Below are 18,875 nucleotides of genomic sequence, written 5' to 3'. Positions count from 1 at the left end.
GGCACCGCCCGGCGCCCTCGTGGAGGGCCCGGCTGACAAACGGGTCGCAGCTAAGCCGCGCCCTGGCCGGCCCCGGGTGGAGAGGCCCGGGCCGCCGGTGGCCGCGGCGCTGCGCGGGCTGCCCCACCCCCGGCTCACCGGGCTCGGCGCGGGGCTGTTCGCCTCGGCGGTCATGCTGGTGATCGGGTTTCTCGACTGGCTGCTGTTCGACGGCTCCGCCGTCTTCTTCGGCCTGCTCTTCCTGCCGGTCAGCGCGCTGACCGCGGCCTGGGTGCGGACCGCCGACCTGGTCACGGCCCCGATCGCGGTCCCGATCGCGTTCGCCGTCGGTGTGGTGCCCGTCTCGGGCGGTACGGGCGGGGTCGGCGGCCAGGCCATGGCCTTGGTGACGGCGCTGGCCGTGCACGCCGGGTGGCTGTACGGGGGCACCCTCGTCGCCGGTGTCATCGCGAGCGTACGCAAGGTGCGGGACATGAACCGGCGCCAGCGCGGCCCCACCGGCGGACCGGGAACGGGCGGCGGGCCCGGCGGACAGCCTCCCGTACGGCCGGTACGGCGTCCCGCCCCCGAGCGGAGTTAGCGCCCGCGGTCCCGGGCCCCACCATCGCGGGCCGCGGCCGTCCCTGGCCGGCTCCCGGCCGCGCTGCCCCGCGTACGACCTCTGGACCTCTAAAGGGCCCCCGACGCCGTCCGCGCCGCCATCGCCGCACCGACGATCCCCGCGTTGTTCTGGAGCTGCGCCGGGATGATCTCCGCATCGATGCCCTCGATCAGCGGCAGGAACTTGTCGGCCTTCCGGCTGACGCCGCCGCCGATGATGAACAGTTCCGGCGAGAACAGCATCTCCACGTGCGCCAGGTACTTCTGGAGCCGTCGGGTCGCCCAGTGTTCCCAGGTCAGGTCCTCGTCCTCGCGCGCCTTCGACGAGGCGCGCTTCTCGGCGTCGTGGCCCTTGAGCTCCAGGTGGCCCAGTTCGGTGTTGGGGACGAGGACGCCGTCGCGGAAGACGGCCGAGCCGATGCCCGTACCGAGGGTGAGGAGGATGACGGTGCCCTGGCGGCCCCGGCCGGCGCCGAAGGACATCTCGGCGATGCCGGCGGCGTCGGCGTCGTTGAGGACGGTGACGGGCAGCCCGCCGAGGCGGTCGCCGAGGAGCTTGCCGGCGTCGACGCCGATCCAGTTCTTGTCGACGTTGGCGGCCGTACGGATCGTGGAGCCGGTCACGACGCCGGGGAAGGTGACGCCGACCGGTCCCGACCAGCCGAAGTGGCTGACGACCTCGACGACGCGGCCCGCGACGTCGTCGGGCGTCGCGGGCTGCGGGGTGAGTACCTTGTGGCGGGGCTGGGCGAGGTCGCCACGGGTCAGGTCCACGGGGGCGCCCTTGATGCCCGAGCCGCCGATGTCCACGCCGAAGACGTTGCCGAAGACGTTCATGGACTCCACGTTACGGGCAGGAGCGCTCCGTCACTGTCTCGACGGGCGAGCCGCTTCCGTGGCGTGCGCCCCGCACCGCCGGGCGACGGGCGGGGCACCGGACCTGGCGACGGACCGGGCGACGGACCAGGCTCCGGACCGGACGCCGGACCAGGCGCCGGACGGGTCACTCCTTGCCGAGGGACTCCGCCACAGCCCGCAGGTTCTTGTCGCGCAGTTCCTTCGGCAGCGAGAAGGTCAGCGTCTCGTCGGCCGTCTTGACCAGCTCGACGTCCAGGTAGCCGCGCTGCGACAGCCACTCCAGGACCTCCTGGACCAGCACGTCCGGCACCGACGCGCCCGAGGACAGACCGACGCTGGTGACACCCTCCAGCCAGCTCTCGTCGATCTCGCTCGCGAAGTCGACGAGGTACGCGGCGGGGGCGCCTGCCTGGAGGGCGACGTCGACCATGCGCTGCGAGTTCGAGGAGTTCTTCGAACCGACGACGATCACCAGCTCGGCCTGGCCGGCCAGCTCCTTGACGGCGATCTGACGGTTCTGCGTCGCGTAGCAGATGTCGTCGGACGGCGGGGAGATCAGCTCGGGGAAGCGCTCCTTCAGCGCGCCGACCGTCTCCATGGTCTCGTCCACCGAGAGGGTGGTCTGGGAGAGCCAGACGACCCGGGACGGGTCGCGGACCTCGATCTTCGCGACGTCGTCGGGGCCGTCGACGAGCTGGATGTGGTCGGGGGCCTCGCCGGAGGTGCCGACGACCTCCTCGTGGCCCTCGTGGCCGATGAGGAGGATGTCGAAGTCCTCGTTGGCGAACCGCACGGCCTCCTTGTGGACCTTGGTGACCAGCGGGCAGGTGGCGTCGATGGTGGCGAGCCGGCCTCGGCGGGCCTCCTCGTGCACGGTCGGGGCGACGCCGTGCGCGGAGAACATCACGATGTTGCCCGGCGGGACCTCGGTCGCCTGGTCGACGAAGATCGCGCCCTTCCGCTCCAGGGTGCGCACCACGTACTTGTTGTGGACGATCTCGTGCCGGACGTAGATCGGGGCGCCGTACTGCTCCAGGGCCTTCTCCACGGCGATCACGGCACGGTCCACACCCGCGCAGTAGCCGCGGGGGGCGGCGAGCAGGACACGCTTCGGGCGGGCGGACGCGGGCGTCGACGCGGGCGTTGCAGTCATGCGTCCCATCGTAAGGCCGCGCCGGTCGGCGTTTTGGTCAGCGGAATGCCCGGCGGCGTGGCCGAGACTGGCCCCATGGCGGACCCCCTGGCCCCGAACACCCCGAGCACCCCGGCGGCGGAGGACGGGCGGCTGCGGCGCGCGCTCGGGTTCCGCGATCTGGTCGTGTACGGGCTCCTCTTCATCGCCCCGATGGCCCCGGTCGGCGTCTTCGGCACGCTGGACGCGAAGTCCGGCGGCGCGGTGGCGCTGGTCTACCTGGTGGCGACGGTCGCGATGGCGTTCACGGCGTTCAGTTACGCGCAGATGGTGCGGGTCGTCCCGCAGGCCGGGTCGGTCTTCGCGTACGCGCGCAGGGCGCTGGGCGAGGGCACCGGCTTCATCGCGGGCTGGATGGCGATGCTCGACTACCTGCTCATCCCGGCCGTCGCCTATCTCTTCGCGGGCATCGCCATGGAGGCGCTGGTGCCGCAGGTGGACCGGTGGATCTGGACGGGGATCGCGGTCGTCGTCACCACGCTGCTCAATCTGTGGGGGGTACGGGCGGCGGCCCGCGTCGGCCTCGCGGTCCTCGCGATGGAGATCGGGGTGCTGCTGGTCTTCGTCGTCTCCGCGATCGTCGTGCTCACGCGGGACGGGGTGCGGCGCGAGTGGTGGTCGCCGCTCGTCGGCGACCACGGCTTCTCGGCGGTCGCGGTGCTCGGGGCGGTGTCGGTGGCGGTGCTGTCGTACCTCGGCTTCGACGCCATCGCGAGCTTCGCCGAGGAGGTGACCGGCGGCTCGGCGAAGGTGGCGCGGGCGGTGCTGTTCTGTCTGGCCCTGGCGGGTGTGCTGTTCGTGGCGCAGACCTGGCTGGTGGCGCTCCTGGAGCCGGAGACGTCGGCGAACCTGGCGGCGAACCCGGCGCTCCAGGGGCCGGCCTTCTACGACGCGGTCGACGTGTCGGTGGGCGGCTGGCTGCACGATCTCGTCGCGGTGTCCAAGGCGATCGGCGCGGCCTTCGCGGCGCTCGCCGGGCAGGCGGCGGGCGCGCGGCTGCTGTTCGCGATGGGACGGGGCCGGCGGCTGCCGAGGGCGCTGGCCCGGACGGACGGGGGCGTGCCGCGGGTGGCGCTGCTGGTGGCGGCGGTGATCACGCTGGTCGCGGCGGTGTGGGCGGCGCGCCGGGACAACGGGCTCGACGAGCTGGTGTCGGTGGTCAACGTCGGGGCGCTGACGGCCTTCGTCCTGCTGCACGCGAGCGTGATCGGATGGTTCGCGGTACGCCGGATGGCGGGGCCGCCGCGCCTGCTGCCGCATGTGGTGGCGCCGGTGGTGGGCGCGGCGATCCTGATCGCGGTGATCGTGGAGGCGTCGCCGTCGGCGCAGGTGGTGGGCGTGGTGTGGCTGGGTGTGGGGCTGGTGATCCTGGCGGTGCAGGGGGCGCGGCGGGAGGTGTGAGGCAGGGGCGGGGGTTGCTTCCGGGGCGGGGGCGGGGTCGGGGCGGGGCGGATTCCGGGTGGGGGCGGGCGGGGGCTGCGGGCTCCGTCGGATCGCCCGGGTCCCGGTCCGCCGGGGCGGCCCGCCCGTACGGTCGCCGTACCGATCACCGGGATCCCGGCCGCCCCGGCCCCGTCCCGTACGAGCCCTGCCCCACTGTCCGGGGTGGCCGTTACGCTCGGCGCATGGCTCTGAACACGTCCGCCGACACCCCGCTGCCCGTCGGGGAGGTCTCCCGGCTCATCGGGGGCTGGATCGACCGGCTCGGCGCGATCTGGGTCGAGGGGCAGATCACGCAGCTGTCCCGGCGCCCCGGCGCCGGGGTGGTGTTCCTGACGCTGCGCGACCCGTCGCACGACATCTCGATCAACGTCACCTGCTACCGCCAGGTCTTCGACGCCGTCGCCGACGTCGTCTCGGAGGGCGCCCGGGTCGTCGTGCACGCGAAGCCGGAGTGGTACGCGCCGCGGGGGCAGCTGTCGCTGCGCGCGGCGGAGATCCGCCCGGTGGGGGTCGGCGAGCTGCTGGCCCGGCTCGAACAGCTCAAGCGGTCGCTCGCCGCCGAGGGGCTGTTCGCGCTGGACCGCAAGAAGCCGGTGCCGTTCCTGCCCCGGCTGGTCGGGCTGGTCTGCGGGCGGGCGTCGGCGGCCGAGCGCGACGTCCTGGAGAACGCGCGGCGCCGCTGGCCCGCCGTCCGCTTCGAGGTGCGCAATGTGGCGGTGCAGGGCGTACGCGCCGTGCCGCAGGTCGTGCAGGCGGTCAAGGAGCTGGACGCCCACGGGGACGTGGACGTGATCATCGTGGCGCGCGGCGGCGGCAGCGTCGAGGACCTGCTGCCGTTCTCGGACGAGCAGCTGGTGCGGGCGGTGTCCGACTGCCGTACGCCGGTGGTCTCCGCCATCGGCCACGAGCCGGACACCCCGCTGCTCGACCTGGTCGCGGACCTGCGGGCGTCGACGCCGACGGACGCCGCCAAGAAGGTGGTGCCGGACGTGGGCGAGGAGCTGGAGCGGGTGCGGCTGCTGCGGGACCGGGCGCTGCGGACCGTACGGGGGCTGGTGGAGCGCGAGGAACGGGGTCTCGCGCAGGCGCTGGCCCGGCCGGTGATGGAGCATCCGCAGCGGATGGTGGAGGTCCGCGCGGACGAGATCGACGCGCTGCTCGCCCGCAGCAGACGGACCCTCGGGCATCTGCTCGACCGGGCCGACTCGGAGCTGGCGCACACCCGGGCGCGGGTGCGGGCCCTGTCGCCGGCGGCGACGCTGGAGCGGGGGTACGCGGTGCTCCAGCGGGCGGACGGCGCGGTGGTACGGGACCCGGCGGAGGTCGCGGACGGCGAGGAGCTGCGGGCGCGGGTGGCGGCGGGCGAGTTCGCGGTACGCCGGACGGCGGACGGCCCGGACTCCTGACCTCCTGCCTGCTCTCCCGGCCTCCTCTGGTCCACTCGGCCCGGACCGCGGGCCCTTCGGCTCTGGGCGGCGCGCGGACCTCGCGCGTATCCCGGATTCCGTGACGCGGACCCCGGGCCCCGTACCCCGGAGCTCGTATCCGGGACCTGTATCCGGGACCCGGCCTCACCTCACTCATCCCCTGTCCCATGTCCCATGTCCCACCAAGCCGAGCACGAACAGAAGTAAGGACCGGATCGATGGCAGCGAACGCGGCGAACACGACGGACGCGACGAACACCGACGAGAACCCCCTCGGCTACGAGCAGGCCCGCGACGAGCTCGTCGAGGTCGTACGGCGCCTGGAGGCGGGCGGCACGACCCTGGAGGAGTCGCTGGCGCTGTGGGAGCGCGGCGAGGAGCTGGCGAAGGTGTGCCGACGCCGGCTCGACGGGGCCCGGGCGCGGCTGGACGCGTCGCTGGCGGCCGAGCGTGGGGCGGAGGACGGAGGCCGCGAAGGAGCGGGCGAGTAGGGGACGGCGGGCCGACCTGCGGGAATGTGAAGCGGACCACTATCCGCTTGGACTCCGCCCGGGGTAGTTGAAACTTCACCTACCTTGGGCGTACGGTCATTCCATCACCCGGATCCCCCGCCGGGCGACCCGATCGTTTTTGGAGTACGCCGCATGTCTCTCGTCCTCGACGCCGCCGCTCAGGACCTCCTCTTCCGCGAGGCCCGGACCGCCAACACCTTCACCGACGAGCCGGTGACCGACGAGCAGATCCAGGCGATCTACGACCTGGTCAAGTACGGCCCGACCGCCTTCAACCAGACCCCGCTGCGCATCACCCTGGTCCGCTCCCCCGAGGCCCGCGAGCGCCTGGTCGGGCACATGGCCGAGGGCAACCAGGCCAAGACCCAGGCCGCCCCGCTGGTCGCGATCCTCTCCGCGGACAACGAGTTCCACGAGGAGCTCCCGGCCCTGCTGCCGCACTTCCCGCAGGCCAAGGACATGTTCTTCGCCGCGCGCCCGGTCCGCGAGCAGTCGGCCCTGCTGAACGCCGCCCTCCAGGCCGCGTACTTCATCGTCGGCGTGCGCGCCGCCGGCCTGGCCGCCGGCCCGATGACCGGTCTCGACTTCGCCGGCCTCCAGAAGGAGTTCCTGGACGACGACCACACCCCGCTGATGGTCGTCAACATCGGCAAGCCGGGCGACGACGCCTGGTTCCCGCGCTCCCCGCGCCTGGACTTCGAGCAGGTCGTCACCACGGTCTGAGCCGGATGACCCGGGCATAGACGAAGGCCCCCGGTGCGGCGACGCACCGGGGGCCTTCGTCATGCCTCATGTCGTGTCATGCCATGTCGTGGCACGTCATGTCGTGTCGTGTCGTGTCGTGTCGTGTCGTGCCAGGGGAACAGCGGCCCGGACGGACCCTCAGGCCTGCTTCGCCTGGAGCCGGCCCGCCATCTCGGCCAGCCGCTCGAACGACGCCGTGCCGGTCACGACCGTCGTCGCGCCGTCCTCGGTGCGCACGAGGGCGTCGTACTTCGGGCCCTCCCAGCGCTGCCACTCCTGGCCGCCCACGGTCTGCGTCTCCCCCGTGTTCTCGGCCTTCAGGGTGACCTCGGGGACGAACTTCTTCGGGTCCTTGGTCGACTGGTTGACCGCCACGTACTGCGTGTCGGGGTCCAGGAAGCCGAGCCGCCAGGAGTTGCCGTCCTCGCGCTTGTACGAGACGACCGTCGCCTTCCAGTCGTCGCCGAGCCCCTCGGGCGCCAGCACCGGATACGGCGCCGCCCGCTGGGCCGTCAGCAGCTCCACCCGGTAGTCCTTCGCCTTCACCGGGGTCGCCGTGTCGTCGTGCGGAATGAAGAGATACATCACACCCGCGGCGATCGCGATCACCCCGAGGGACTGGAACATCCCGCGTACCGTCTGCCTGCCTCGCTTACCTGCCACGGACCCATGGTCGCATCCGGGGGTCGCGCTCATACGTGGGCCCCTCTGCTCATTTTGTCAGCCTGGCGATAGAGTCACAGGCACCCTCTTGTTTTCCGGCCGTCGCCGTCGCCGCACAGAAAGGGACGCTTCGATGTCCGATCACCACCACCTGCCGCCCGAGCTGGAGGTCTCTCCCGAGGCCCCGGACCGCAACCTGGCCCTCGAACTGGTCCGCGTCACCGAGGCGGCGGCCATGGCCGCGGGCCGCTGGGTCGGCCGCGGCGACAAGAACGGCGCGGACGGCGCGGCGGTGAACGCCATGCGGACCCTGATCTCCACCGTCTCGATGAACGGCGTCGTCGTCATCGGCGAGGGCGAGAAGGACGAAGCCCCGATGCTCTTCAACGGGGAGCAGGTCGGCGACGGCACCAGCGCCGAGGTCGACATCGCGGTGGACCCGATCGACGGCACCACGCTCAACGCCAAGGGCATGCCGAACGCGATCGCCGTCCTGGCCGCCGCCGACCGCGGCACGATGTTCGACCCGTCCGCGGTCTTCTACATGGACAAGCTGGTCACCGGCCCCGAGGCCGCCGACTTCGTCGACATCAACGCCCCCGTCTCGGTCAACATCCGCCGGGTCGCCAAGGCCAAGGGCATGACGGCCGAGGACGTCACCGTGGTGATCCTCGACCGGCCCCGCCACGAGGGCATCGTCAAGGAGATCCGCGAGACCGGCGCCCGGATCAAGTTCATCTCCGACGGCGACGTGGCCGGCTCCATCATGGCCGCCCGCGAGGGCACCGGCGTCGACCTGCTGATGGGTATCGGCGGCACGCCCGAGGGCATCATCTCCGCCTGCGCCATAAAGTGCATGGGCGGTGTGATCCAGGGCAAGCTGTGGCCCAAGGACGACGCCGAGCGCCGGCGCGCCCTCGACGCCGGCCACGACCTGGACCGCGTCCTCACCACCAACGACCTGGTCTCGGGCGAGAACGTGTTCTTCGTCGCCACCGGCATCACCGACGGCGAGCTGCTGCGCGGGGTGCGCTACCGCGGCGAGACGGCGACCACCCAGTCGCTGGTCATGCGCTCGAAGTCCGGCACGATCCGGCAGATCGACTCCACGCACCGGCTGTCGAAGCTGCGCGCGTACAGCAACCTGGACTTCGACCGGGCGAAGTAGCACCGGTTCCGACGCCCTGCCCGCCGGCCACTTCACGGACGGCGCGCGGTACGGGCGGTGTGCGCGGTGCGCGGTGCGCGGTGCGCATCAAGCGGTACGGAAAGGGGTGCCCCCCTGTGCGGTGGGGGCACCCCTTCGCGTATCCCGTGGTCCGTAGTCCGTGGGCTGTGGTCCGGTTCCCGCGTCCCGTGGTCCGGTGGTCCTGTGATCCCGTAGTCCCGTGGTCCCGAATACGTTCCGGTCGGTCCGTCAGCCGGCCTGTGCGACCCGCTCGGCCGCCGCGGCCTTGCGCAGCTCGACCTCCCGGCGGCGGCGCCGGGCGAGGACGACCCGGCGCTCGGCGGCGGTGAGCCCGCCCCACACCCCGTACGGCTCGGGCTGGAGCAGGGCGTGCTCGCGGCAGTCGACCATCACGGGGCAGCGGGCGCAGACCCGCTTGGCCGCCTCCTCGCGGGACAGCCGAGCGGCGGTGGGCTCCTTGGAGGGAGCGAAGAAGAGACCGGCCTCGTCCCTGCGGCAGGCCGCCTCCGCGTGCCAGGGGCCCGCCTCGTCCTCCCGGGCGGGGGCACGCTGGGGCGGCACGGCGGCGACCCGGAGGGGCTGATGCGGCATCTGCAGCACGGTCTACTCCTGACGACGGCGTTCCGCGGGCGGGCAAGCGACGATGCAACGAGCCCTACCCGCTGTGCGCGCGCCTATGCACTGCGTGCGCCCCTGTTCCGGAGCACGGACGTCCGATGGCGAAAACCGGTCACCCGAAGAAGCGGATCGCGGGCGTCAGTGGCCGAGATATTTCCTCTTCTTGTCCTGAACCATCGCCTGAAGGTCGGTGATCCACTTGCCGCGCTTGGGCCGCGCCTCCACATTGCCGAAGACCGACCATCCGTTGACGACGATGACCGGCGCCTGCGGGTCGGTGCCCTCCAGCGTGGACACCTCGAAGTTGCCGAAGACGCCGGTGCCGTTGCCGCGCAGGCTCACGTTCTCCGGGACGCGGACCTCGACGTTGCCGAAGATCGAGGTGGCGTTGATGGTGGTGAGGCGCTGCTCGAAGATCGCCTCGGTCAGGTCGATCTCGATGTTGCCGAAGAGGGCGAAGGCGTTGGTGCGGCTGCTCACCCGCCAGCGGCCCTTGCGGGTGGACGCGGAGAAGACCGCGACCAGGTTCTCCGCCGGGCCGCCGGCCTGCTCGGGGTCGTACGCCGGGGTCTGGGCGTACCCCACCGCGGCCGCGGGCTCCGGGCCGCCGGGGTGGGCGGCGGGCAGATCGCGCACGATCGGCTCCAGCTCGCCGACGGTCTTGGCGCGGTAGACGGCCTCGATCCGCTCGGAGTGCTCCTCCGCGTCGAGCCGGCCCTCCGCCAGAGCGTCCCGGAGGATGTCCGCGATCCGGTCGCGGTCGGCGTCCGAGGCCCGCAACACCCCCTTCGGGTCCGCGTATTCGGGCCGGGCCGCGGGGGCGGATTCGGCGGGGGCGGCCGGCTGCTGGGGCTGCTTTTCGAGGTCCACGGCCCCAGCCTAGCGAAACGCGATAGATCGCGACCAGAGGCAAAACGTACCGACTGTGGACGTACGGAGGGCCGGGTGGTGGGGCGCGGCCCTCGAACGGTCTCCGAGCGGTCCCGCGAGCGGTCCGCGTGTGGTCCCGGGGCGGTCCACGAGGTGACCCCCGAGGGATCCGCGAGTGATCCGCGAGCGATCCGCGCGTGCTCTCGGCAGGCGGCCCGGAGGGCGGCCCGGCTCCCGTACGCGCGCGTGGTCCGACTCCCGCCTCTACGCGCGCGTGCCGGGACATGGCGGCGTGGCCGGCGTACCCGACCCGCGTGAGCTGCCGCACACCCCACGGGGCCCGCGCCCTCGTCCGCCGTCCGCGCGGCATACGCTGGAGGGCGCGCCGCCAACGGAGGCGGTGCTGCTGTCGCCGAGTGAGGAATGGCCACCCCATGCCCGAGTTTGCGTACTCCGATCTGCTCCCGGTCGGCGAGGACACCACGCCCTACCGTCTGGTGACCTCCGAAGGTGTCTCCACCTTCGAGGCCGACGGCCGGACGTTCCTCAAGGTCGAGCCGGAGGCCCTGCGCACGCTCGCCGCCGAGGCCATCCACGACATCCAGCACTACCTGCGCCCGGCCCACCTGGCCCAGCTGCGGCGGATCATCGACGACCCGGAGGCGTCGGCGAACGACAAGTTCGTGGCGCTCGACCTGCTGAAGAACGCCAACATCGCCGCCGCCGGCGTGCTGCCCATGTGCCAGGACACCGGCACCGCGATCGTCATGGGCAAGCGCGGCCAGAACGTGCTCACCCAGGGCGATGACGCGAAGGCCCTCTCGCACGGCATCTACGACGCGTACACCAAGCTCAACCTGCGCTACTCCCAGATGGCCCCGGTGACCATGTGGGAGGAGAAGAACACCGGCTCGAACCTGCCGGCGCAGATCGAGCTGTACGCGACCGACGGCGGCGCGTACAAGTTCCTCTTCATGGCCAAGGGCGGCGGCTCGGCCAACAAGTCCTTCCTCTACCAGGAGACGAAGGCGGTCCTCAACGAGGCCTCCATGATGAAGTTCCTGGAGGAGAAGATCCGTTCGCTCGGCACGGCGGCCTGCCCGCCGTACCACCTGGCGATCGTGGTCGGCGGCACCAGCGCCGAGTTCGCGCTGAAGACCGCCAAGTACGCCTCCGCGCACTACCTGGACGAGCTGCCCACCGAGGGCTCCGCCGAGACCGGCCACGGTTTCCGCGACCAGGAGCTGGAGGAGAAGGTCTTCGAGCTGACGCAGAAGATCGGCATCGGCGCGCAGTTCGGCGGCAAGTACTTCTGCCACGACGTGCGCGTGGTGCGGCTGCCCCGGCACGGTGCCTCGCTGCCCGTCGCGATCGCCGTGTCCTGCTCGGCGGACCGTCAGGCCGTCGCGAAGATCACCGCCGAGGGCGTCTTCCTGGAGCAGCTGGAGACCGACCCGGCGCGCTTCCTGCCGGACACCGAGGACACCCACCTGGACGCGGGCGAGGTCGTGAAGATCGACCTCAACCAGCCGATGGACGACATCCTCGCCGAGCTGACCAAGTACCCGGTGAAGACCCGCCTGTCGCTGACCGGTCCGCTGGTCGTGGCGCGCGACATCGCGCACGCCAAGATCAAGGAGCGGCTGGACGCGGGCGAGGAGATGCCGCAGTACCTGAAGGACCACCCGGTCTACTACGCGGGTCCGGCGAAGACTCCCGAAGGCTACGCCTCCGGTTCCTTCGGCCCGACGACGGCCGGCCGGATGGACTCGTACGTGGAGCAGTTCCAGGCGGCGGGCGGCTCGAAGGTCATGCTGGCCAAGGGCAACCGCAGCAAGCAGGTCACGGACGCGTGCGACGCGCACGGCGGCTTCTACCTCGGCTCGATCGGCGGCCCGGCGGCGCGGCTCGCGCAGGACTGCATCAAGAAGGTCGAGGTCGTCGAGTACGAGGAGCTCGGCATGGAGGCGGTCTGGAAGATCGAGGTCGAGGACTTCCCGGCGTTCATCGTCGTCGACGACAAGGGCAACGACTTCTTCCAGAACCCGGCCCCGGAGCCGACGTTCACCCACATCCCGGTGCGGGGCCCCGGCCTCGGCTGATCCGGCGGCGCGTAGGGGACGAGAGCCCCCGGCCACGTGAGTTCCCGTGGCCGGGGGCTCTCGGCGTATCCGCGCCGGTGCCGGCCGGTCGCCGACGATCCCGGTCGCCGACGATCCCGGTCGCCGACGATCCCGGCCGGCGCCGGTCGCCCGGCGGGACCGGCCGCCGAACCGACGGGTCCTGTCGGCCCGACGAGATCTGCCGGCCCGACAGGACCGTCAAAAAGTCGCTACCGAGCGGTAGCCTTCCCGTCGCCTGGTGGCCAGGATGGGACGCGAGCATGACAAGCACCCGTCCCCCGAGCCTGTCGACCTCCAGGAGTCCCCCTTGCCCTCCACCGCCGTCAAGGCCAAGGCAGCCGCCGCCCTCGGCATCAGCGCCCTCCTGCTCGCCGTCCCCGCCCCGGCCGCCACCGCCGCCACCGCCTCCGCGCCCGCCACCCACACGGCCTCGGCCGCCGCCCTCGCCGATGTCGACTACGGCACCTGGCGCCAGGACGTGGCCGCCGTGACCGCGCAGGCGGGCCCGTATCTCAAGGAGCGCGCCGACCGCGCCAAGGCGGGCGAGAAGCAGGCTGTCGTCCTCGACATCGACAACTCCTCCCTGGAGACGGACTTCCACCCGTTCTGGGAGCTGCCGACCCCCGCCATCCCGGAGATCCGCGCGCTGGTGCGGGACGCGCACGCGCGCGGGACCGCGATCTTCTTCGTCACCGCGCGGCCCGGGATCATCCAGTCCCTGACGGAGTGGAACCTGAAGGAGGTCGGCTATCCGGTCGACGGGCTGTACGTGCGCTCGCTGCCGGACCTGTTCACCGGCGTCGGCGCGTACAAGACGGCCAAGCGCGCGGAGATCGAGGCCAAGGGCTACACGATCGTCGCGAACATCGGCAACAACACCACGGACCTGGAGGGCGGGCACGCCGAGCGCACCTTCAAGCTGCCGGACTACGGCGGCAAGCTGTCGTAATCCCGGTGATCGGCAGGGCGCGGGTCCGGGATGATGGGCATATGCCGGAACGATCCATACGGGTGGCCGTGACCCCCGCCGCCCTCGCCCTGCTCGCCGCGGGACTGCTCACCGCGTGCGGGACGGAGGCCGAGCCGTCCGAGCCCGCCGCCCGGCCGAAGGCCACCGCCACCACCACGGCCACGGCCACGCCCGCCGCTTCGTCCGCACCCGCCGCGGCCCCGGCCGGCGGTTCGCTCGGCGGTCCGGGCACGGCCTGCGACCTGCCCGTCTCGTTCACCCTCGCCGCTAATTGGGAGCCGAAGGCCATCAAGAAGGCCGACGATCCGGACCTCGACGAACTCCGCCACCAGGGCCCGGCCACCGCGGTCTGCGAGGTGGACGCCAAGCCCGCCGGGAACATCGGCTTCCTGCGGGTGTGGACCGCCCCGAAGGACATGAAGGTCCGCCCGGCCCTCGAAGGGTTCGTGAAGGCGGAGGACAAGGCCTCGGACATCGCCTACCGCGACGTCAAGGCCGGTGCGCTGTCCGCCGTGGAGCTCACGTACACGGTGCGCGACTTCGACGGCGAGACGGTTCCGAAGCGGGCGTTCGCGGTCGCCACCCCGCAGGGCCCGGTCATCGTCCACCTCGGCGGCTTCGACGCCGAGGAGCACCGGGCGTTGCTCCCGGCCTACGAGCTCGCGCGCACCGGCCTGAAGCTCCGCTGACCGGACTCCGCCGGCCGGTCCGGGACTCCGCCGACCGGCCGGGGATCCGGCCGACGACCACCGCGCCCCCGCCCTTACCACATCGGTACGGGCGGGGGCGCGGCCCGCGAAGGGTGAACGGCGGTCAGGCGATACGGCGGCCTGGCGATACGGAAGCGATACGGATCAGACGAAGCGCTGGTTCGCCGAGCCGTTGCAGCTCTGCAGCCTGACCTGTTCCTTGGCCGCGCCCTGGGTGAGGCACAGTCCGGTCGCGGAGGCCGGGCGGATCGTGGCGCCGTCGCGGACGAACTTCTGGTTGGCGCCGCCGTGGCAGTTCCAGATGATCAGCGGCGTGCCGGCCGTGTACGTCCCGCCGCGCACGTCCAGGCAGCGGTCCTGGCTGAGCCCGGTGTGCAGGGTGGTGCGGGCGGTGTCGTACCACCAGTTCTGGTTGCGGCCGCCGTGGCAGTCCCAGCCGAGGACGGCCGTGTCGTTGGCGGACACCGCGCCGTCGACGTCGAGACAGTTGCCCGTGGCGGCGTTCTTCAGCGGCTGGTAGACGTCGTCCCAGGCGAGCGGGAAGAGCACCGGGCTGCCGGAGGAGTTCACGTCCGCGCAGCCGGCCTCGCGCACGTTCGCGTTGTAGATCTGGGTGAGGCAGGACGCGAAGGCGGCGTGGCCGCGGGCGTTGGGGTGGAAGGACTGGCGGACGGAGTTCTCGTCCGGCAGGCCGGGCTTGGAGAGGTCGATGTAGAGGCCGCGGGCCCAGGTGTTGTCGGTGCAGACCTCGTGGCCGTGGAAGAGCCGCGAGTTGTCGAGGAAGACGGCATTGGTGTCGGCGGCCGCCTTGCGCATGCCGCGCTCGAAGGAGGGGACGGCGACGTCACGGGCCCACTGGGTGTCGGCGTCGTAGCCCATGCCGCCGCAGATCAGCTTGCCGGGGAAGTCCGGGTTGTCCCGGAAGTCGGGGCCGATCGGGCTCGGGTAGCCCATGACGACGAGCTTGTAGTCGGCGTCGGCGTACCCGGCGTCACGCATCACGCCGCGCAGATCGCGCACCGTCTGCTCGACCTTGGGCACGAGCCCGTCGACGCGGGTCTGCCAGCCGGGCGAGTACTTGTCCTTGCAGGCCCCCTGGGAGAGCAGATAGCGCTCGACGCAGTCGGTCATGACGGGCCCGAACTGGAGGTCGTCGTTGGCGCCGGCCACCAGGACCACCATCTTGATGCGGGTGTTGCGGGCCTTGACGGCCAGGTTGTCGCTCTGGACGAGTTCGTCGGCGTACTGCTTCGAGCCGCCGACACGGATGTTGCCGGTGTACGCGCCGGAGCAGGCCACGTTGAACGTGAGGTCCGCGGGGATTCCGGTGCGGTGGATGGCGGCGTCGGGCGAGCGGTGGCACCAGTTGTCGGGGCCGTTGGTCGGCGACTCGTACGTACCGACGCCCTCGCCGGAGATCTCGCTGTCGCCGAGCGAGATCAGCCCGGTCCTGCGCTGGGCGAGCGGGCGCTCCTCGGGGCTGCCGTAGATCTTCGTCGCCTCGGCCGCCCGGATCGCCTCCAGTTCGGGCGACAGGGGGACGGATGCCAGGGGTGCGGCGGAGACGGTCGCCGGGCCGGTCCCGGCCGCGGTGCTCGTACCGGCCGCTTCGGCGGGGGCGGCGGTGAACGAGCCGAGCGCGGCGGCGGCCGCCGCGGCCGCGGCGATGGGCCAGCGGAGTCTGTACCTGGTGCGCTGCATTGCGCCTCCTGGAAGTGGGGTTACCCACGGTTTTTACTGGCCGGTAAGCGACTTGGGAATAGGTCGAACACGACAAGTGCTCAACTTTTGCAGGAGGTTGAGATGACGAACGACAGCAGCCACCAGGACCGGCGCGACGATCACCGGGCCGGGCGGCCGACGGCCCACACCGAGCACACCGAGGGCCCTGACGCGTACCCGGCCGAGTACCGGGTCGAGCACGACTCCATGGGCGAGGTGCGCGTCCCCGCCCACGCCAAGTGGCGGGCCCAGACCCAGCGCGCGGTGGAGAACTTCCCCGTCAGCGGCCAGCGCCTGGAGCGCGCCCACATCGAGGCCCTCGCCCGGATCAAGGGCGCCGCCGCGAAGGTCAACGCGGAGCTGGGCGTCCTCGACAAGGACGTCGCCGAGGCGATCCGGCAGGCGGCGGCCGAGGTCGCCGAGGGGCGCTGGGACGCGCACTTCCCGGTGGACGTCTTCCAGACGGGTTCCGGCACCTCCTCCAACATGAACACCAACGAGGTGCTCGCCACCCTCGCCACCGAGCGGCTGGGCCGCGACGTCCACCCCAACGACCACGTCAACGCCTCGCAGTCGTCCAACGACGTCTTCCCGTCCTCGATCCACATCGCCGCCACCGCCGCGGTCACCCGGGACCTGGTGCCGGCGCTGGAACACCTGGCGTCGGCGCTGGAACGGAAATCAGCCGAATTCGTGAGGGTCGTCAAATCGGGTCGCACCCATTTGATGGACGCCACCCCGGTCACCCTGGGGCAGGAATTCGGGGGGTACGCGGCCCAGATCCGGTACGGAGTGGAGCGGCTGCGCGCCACCCTGCCGCGGCTCGCCGAACTCCCCCTCGGCGGCACCGCCGTCGGCACCGGGATCAACACCCCGCACGGCTTCTCCGCCGCCGTCATCGCCGAGGTGGCGCGGGCCACCGGGCTGCCGTTGACCGAGGCCCGGGACCACTTCGAGGCGCAGGGCGCCCGGGACGGCCTGGTGGAGACCTCGGGCCAGCTGCGGACCATCGCCGTCTCGCTCACGAAGATCTCCAACGACCTGCGCTGGATGGCCAGCGGCCCGCGCACCGGCCTCGCCGAGATCAACCTGCCGGACCTCCAGCCCGGTTCCTCGATCATGCCGGGCAAGGTCAATCCGGTCGTCCCGGAGGCAGTCCTGATGGTCGCGGCCCAGGTCACGGGCAACGACACCACCGTGGCGGTGGCGGGTGCGGCGGGCAATTTCGAGCTCAACGTGATGCTCCCGGTGATCGCGAAGAACCTCCTGGAGTCCGTACGGCTGCTGGCGAACGCGTCCCGGCTGCTCGCCGACCGGACGGTGGACGGGATCACGGCGAACGTCGAACGGGCGCGCGAGTACGCCGAGTCCTCGCCGTCCGTGGTGACTCCGCTGAACCGTTACATCGGGTATGAGGAGGCGGCCAAGGTCGCCAAGAAGGCGCTCGCCGAGCGCCGGACGATCCGCGAGGTGGTCCTCGCGGGCGGGTACGTGGAGCGGGGCGATCTGACCTTGGAACAGCTCGACGAGGCCCTCGACGTCCTGCGGATGACCCGGCCCTGACACCGGCCGGAACGGGCCTGGGGCGGGGCACGGCGCGGGGCGCGGGAAGGGTTCGGTCACGGGCGGCGCGGCGGCTTCACCAGCGGGTCCGCCGCCCCTCCCGGCCCCGCTCAGGCCCCCGTCCGCCACCCCGCCGGGCCCTCGCCCGGACCGCCCCCGGACCCCCGCCCGAACCCCCGCCCCGACCCCCTCCCCAGGCCCCGTCCCCGACCCCCGCCCGGGGTGGCGCGCATGGTGGCGCAGTGGGTGGCGCGCCGGTCGGCCCGGGGTTCCGAACGGCCCGTCACCCCCTAAACTCTGCCCATGACAGCATCCGGCCGCCCACCGCACTGGGCACCGGGGGACCACATCCTCTGGCGCTACCGCGACAACGGCACCGGCGACGTGCACATCTGCCGCCCGGTCACCGTGGTCCAGGACACCCCGGAGCTGCTCGCGGTCTGGATGGCGCCCGGCACCGAATGCGTCAAACCGGTCCTGGCCGACGGCTCCCCCATACACGAGGAACCGCTGTCCACCCGGTACACCGCCCCCCGTACCACGATCCGGGCGCCGTGGCACGGCGCCGGGGTGCTCAAGCTGGCCCGGCCGGACGAGCCGTGGTCGGTGTGGCTGTTCTGGGAGGGCGACTGGCTCTTCCGCAGCTGGTACGTGAACCTGGAGTCGCCCCGCACCCGTTGGGCCGGGGGCATCGACTCCGAGGACCACTTCCTCGACATCTCCGTCTTCCCCGACCACAGCTGGCTGTGGCGCGACGAGGACGAGTTCGCCGAGGCCCAGCGGACCGGACTGCTCGACGCCGCGCAGGCGGAGCGGGTCCGGACGGCGGGGCAGGCGGCCGTCGAGGTGATCCGGGCGTGGGGCGCGCCGTTCTCGGCCGGCTGGGAAAGCTGGCGGCCCGACCCGGGCTGGCCGGTCCCCGTCCTGCCCGAGGACTGGGACCGTACCGCCGTCCATACGGCACCCCGAGCCCCTTGATGCGCCCCCGGGGGGCAACCGTAGGATCGTCCTCCGCAAGCAGTCGGCGTCGGAGCCGCACGTCACAGACCCGGCCGCGACCCGTGAGCGGGTAGCGGCACACCAGCAACCGAGCAGCATCCGAGCAGCACCGGACCGCTGACCGGCCGTCGGCCGGCCACCGGTTCATCCATGAAGGCCACCCGAGGGGGAGAGCAGTGCCGGAGCCGTGCGCGGACGCCCCCACCGCCTTCCCCACATCGACCTCGTGCCGGGGGTTTAGCCCTGCCGATGGAGCGGCATCGGCGAGAAGAGCGCGTGCAACGCACCACCGGCCCGGACGGACGGAATCCCAGGCGTGACGGAGCATCCCACCTCCCACGAAGGCCGTAAGGCGATGGCCGAACGGCCGCAGGAACGCGCCCGCCCCCGCCAGGAGACGGCGCCGGGCGAGGCGCAGAGCGCCGCGCAGAACGCGGCCCCGAACGCGGCGCCGGCGAGCGCGTCGCCCCAGGTGACGGCGACCAGTACGACCACGAGTACGACGGCGAGCGCGACTGTGACGAGCCAGACCATGACGAACCCGACCGTGCCGGGCCCGGCTGTGACGAGCCCCGCCGTGACGAGCCCGACGGCGAACACGACCGCGAGCGCGACGGCGACGGACCCGGCGGCCGGTGCCGCTGCGACCACGGCGGCCGCCGTCGCCGTGCC

At 72.2% G+C, this 18,875-nt stretch carries 18 protein-coding genes; 11 read left to right on the top strand and 7 right to left on the bottom strand.

The window, feature by feature from the left end; all coding sequences use genetic code 11:
• The first annotated feature begins 76 nt into the window (after positions 1 to 76).
• A complete protein-coding gene (locus ABZ990_RS30260) occupies positions 77 to 580 on the top strand; it encodes a DUF6542 domain-containing protein (protein WP_361238504.1) in 504 nt (167 codons plus the stop codon).
• An 89-nt stretch (positions 581 to 669) separates the two neighbouring features.
• Here the strand turns inward: ABZ990_RS30260 and ppgK are convergent, their stop codons facing one another.
• Entirely contained in the window at positions 670 to 1,437 is a 768-nt protein-coding gene (ppgK, locus tag ABZ990_RS30255; RefSeq protein ID WP_361238502.1) for a polyphosphate--glucose phosphotransferase, read from the bottom strand.
• A gap of 166 nt (positions 1,438 to 1,603) precedes the next feature.
• Entirely contained in the window at positions 1,604 to 2,620 is a 1,017-nt protein-coding gene (locus ABZ990_RS30250) for a 4-hydroxy-3-methylbut-2-enyl diphosphate reductase (protein WP_361238499.1), read from the bottom strand.
• Between the two features lie 66 nt (positions 2,621 to 2,686).
• Between ABZ990_RS30250 and ABZ990_RS30245 the strand changes: the two genes are divergently transcribed.
• The 4 genes from ABZ990_RS30245 to ABZ990_RS30230 all read left to right on the top strand — a co-directional run bounded on the left by ABZ990_RS30245 (position 2,687) and on the right by ABZ990_RS30230 (position 6,755).
• Positions 2,687 to 4,051 carry an APC family permease gene (locus tag ABZ990_RS30245; RefSeq protein ID WP_361238496.1) on the top strand — a complete coding sequence of 455 codons (1,365 nt, stop codon included), beginning with the start codon at positions 2,687 to 2,689 and terminating at the stop codon, positions 4,049 to 4,051.
• A gap of 224 nt (positions 4,052 to 4,275) precedes the next feature.
• Positions 4,276 to 5,499 carry an exodeoxyribonuclease VII large subunit gene (gene xseA / locus ABZ990_RS30240; protein ID WP_361238494.1) on the top strand — a complete coding sequence of 408 codons (1,224 nt, stop codon included), beginning with the start codon at positions 4,276 to 4,278 and terminating at the stop codon, positions 5,497 to 5,499.
• A 239-nt stretch (positions 5,500 to 5,738) separates the two neighbouring features.
• Positions 5,739 to 6,011, top strand: coding sequence for an exodeoxyribonuclease VII small subunit (locus ABZ990_RS30235; protein WP_361238491.1), 273 nt, complete (start codon positions 5,739 to 5,741; stop codon positions 6,009 to 6,011).
• 153 nt (positions 6,012 to 6,164) lie between these two features.
• A complete protein-coding gene (locus ABZ990_RS30230; RefSeq protein WP_361238488.1) occupies positions 6,165 to 6,755 on the top strand; it encodes a malonic semialdehyde reductase in 591 nt (196 codons plus the stop codon).
• A 159-nt stretch (positions 6,756 to 6,914) separates the two neighbouring features.
• Here the strand turns inward: ABZ990_RS30230 and ABZ990_RS30225 are convergent, their stop codons facing one another.
• A complete protein-coding gene (locus tag ABZ990_RS30225) occupies positions 6,915 to 7,439 on the bottom strand; it encodes a DUF4245 domain-containing protein (RefSeq protein WP_361238485.1) in 525 nt (174 codons plus the stop codon).
• A 133-nt stretch (positions 7,440 to 7,572) separates the two neighbouring features.
• Between ABZ990_RS30225 and glpX the strand changes: the two genes are divergently transcribed.
• Positions 7,573 to 8,607 (top strand): class II fructose-bisphosphatase, encoded by a 1,035-nt coding sequence (gene glpX / locus ABZ990_RS30220; RefSeq protein ID WP_361238482.1) that lies wholly within the window; start codon positions 7,573 to 7,575, stop codon positions 8,605 to 8,607.
• A gap of 249 nt (positions 8,608 to 8,856) precedes the next feature.
• On the opposite strand, the gene ABZ990_RS30215 is transcribed toward glpX, so the two are convergent.
• Positions 8,857 to 9,228 (bottom strand): WhiB family transcriptional regulator, encoded by a 372-nt coding sequence (locus tag ABZ990_RS30215; protein ID WP_361238479.1) that lies wholly within the window; start codon positions 9,226 to 9,228, stop codon positions 8,857 to 8,859.
• Positions 9,229 to 9,384: 156 nt separating this feature from the next.
• Complete coding sequence (locus ABZ990_RS30210; protein ID WP_361238476.1) at positions 9,385 to 10,116, bottom strand: DUF1707 domain-containing protein; 732 nt, start codon at positions 10,114 to 10,116, stop codon at positions 9,385 to 9,387.
• A 434-nt stretch (positions 10,117 to 10,550) separates the two neighbouring features.
• Between ABZ990_RS30210 and ABZ990_RS30205 the strand changes: the two genes are divergently transcribed.
• The 3 genes from ABZ990_RS30205 to ABZ990_RS30195 all read left to right on the top strand — a co-directional run bounded on the left by ABZ990_RS30205 (position 10,551) and on the right by ABZ990_RS30195 (position 13,898).
• Complete coding sequence (locus ABZ990_RS30205) at positions 10,551 to 12,218, top strand: fumarate hydratase (protein WP_361238473.1); 1,668 nt, start codon at positions 10,551 to 10,553, stop codon at positions 12,216 to 12,218.
• Between the two features lie 268 nt (positions 12,219 to 12,486).
• Positions 12,487 to 13,188, top strand: a complete 702-nt coding sequence (locus tag ABZ990_RS30200) for an HAD family acid phosphatase (RefSeq protein ID WP_361238471.1) — start codon at positions 12,487 to 12,489, stop codon at positions 13,186 to 13,188.
• Between the two features lie 41 nt (positions 13,189 to 13,229).
• Positions 13,230 to 13,898 (top strand): lipoprotein, encoded by a 669-nt coding sequence (locus ABZ990_RS30195; RefSeq protein WP_361238469.1) that lies wholly within the window; start codon positions 13,230 to 13,232, stop codon positions 13,896 to 13,898.
• A 165-nt stretch (positions 13,899 to 14,063) separates the two neighbouring features.
• Here the strand turns inward: ABZ990_RS30195 and ABZ990_RS30190 are convergent, their stop codons facing one another.
• Positions 14,064 to 15,620 (bottom strand): ricin-type beta-trefoil lectin domain protein, encoded by a 1,557-nt coding sequence (locus tag ABZ990_RS30190; RefSeq protein ID WP_361238466.1) that lies wholly within the window; start codon positions 15,618 to 15,620, stop codon positions 14,064 to 14,066.
• A 102-nt stretch (positions 15,621 to 15,722) separates the two neighbouring features.
• On the opposite strand from ABZ990_RS30190, the gene ABZ990_RS30185 reads away from it, so the two are divergent.
• Together ABZ990_RS30185 and ABZ990_RS30180 are read left to right on the top strand one after the other, a co-directional pair.
• Positions 15,723 to 17,204 (top strand): class II fumarate hydratase, encoded by a 1,482-nt coding sequence (locus ABZ990_RS30185; RefSeq protein ID WP_361238463.1) that lies wholly within the window; start codon positions 15,723 to 15,725, stop codon positions 17,202 to 17,204.
• 303 nt (positions 17,205 to 17,507) lie between these two features.
• Positions 17,508 to 18,182, top strand: a complete 675-nt coding sequence (locus tag ABZ990_RS30180; protein WP_361238460.1) for a DUF402 domain-containing protein — start codon at positions 17,508 to 17,510, stop codon at positions 18,180 to 18,182.
• A gap of 258 nt (positions 18,183 to 18,440) precedes the next feature.
• On the opposite strand, the gene ABZ990_RS30175 is transcribed toward ABZ990_RS30180, so the two are convergent.
• On the bottom strand, positions 18,441 to 18,875 hold a 435-nt coding region (locus ABZ990_RS30175; RefSeq protein ID WP_361238457.1), incomplete at its 5' end, for a hypothetical protein.

Source organism: Streptomyces sp. NPDC046203, assembly GCF_040646255.1.
Classification (GTDB): Bacteria; Actinomycetota; Actinomycetes; order Streptomycetales; family Streptomycetaceae; genus Streptomyces.
This window is presented reverse-complemented; position numbering and strand designations above follow the sequence as displayed.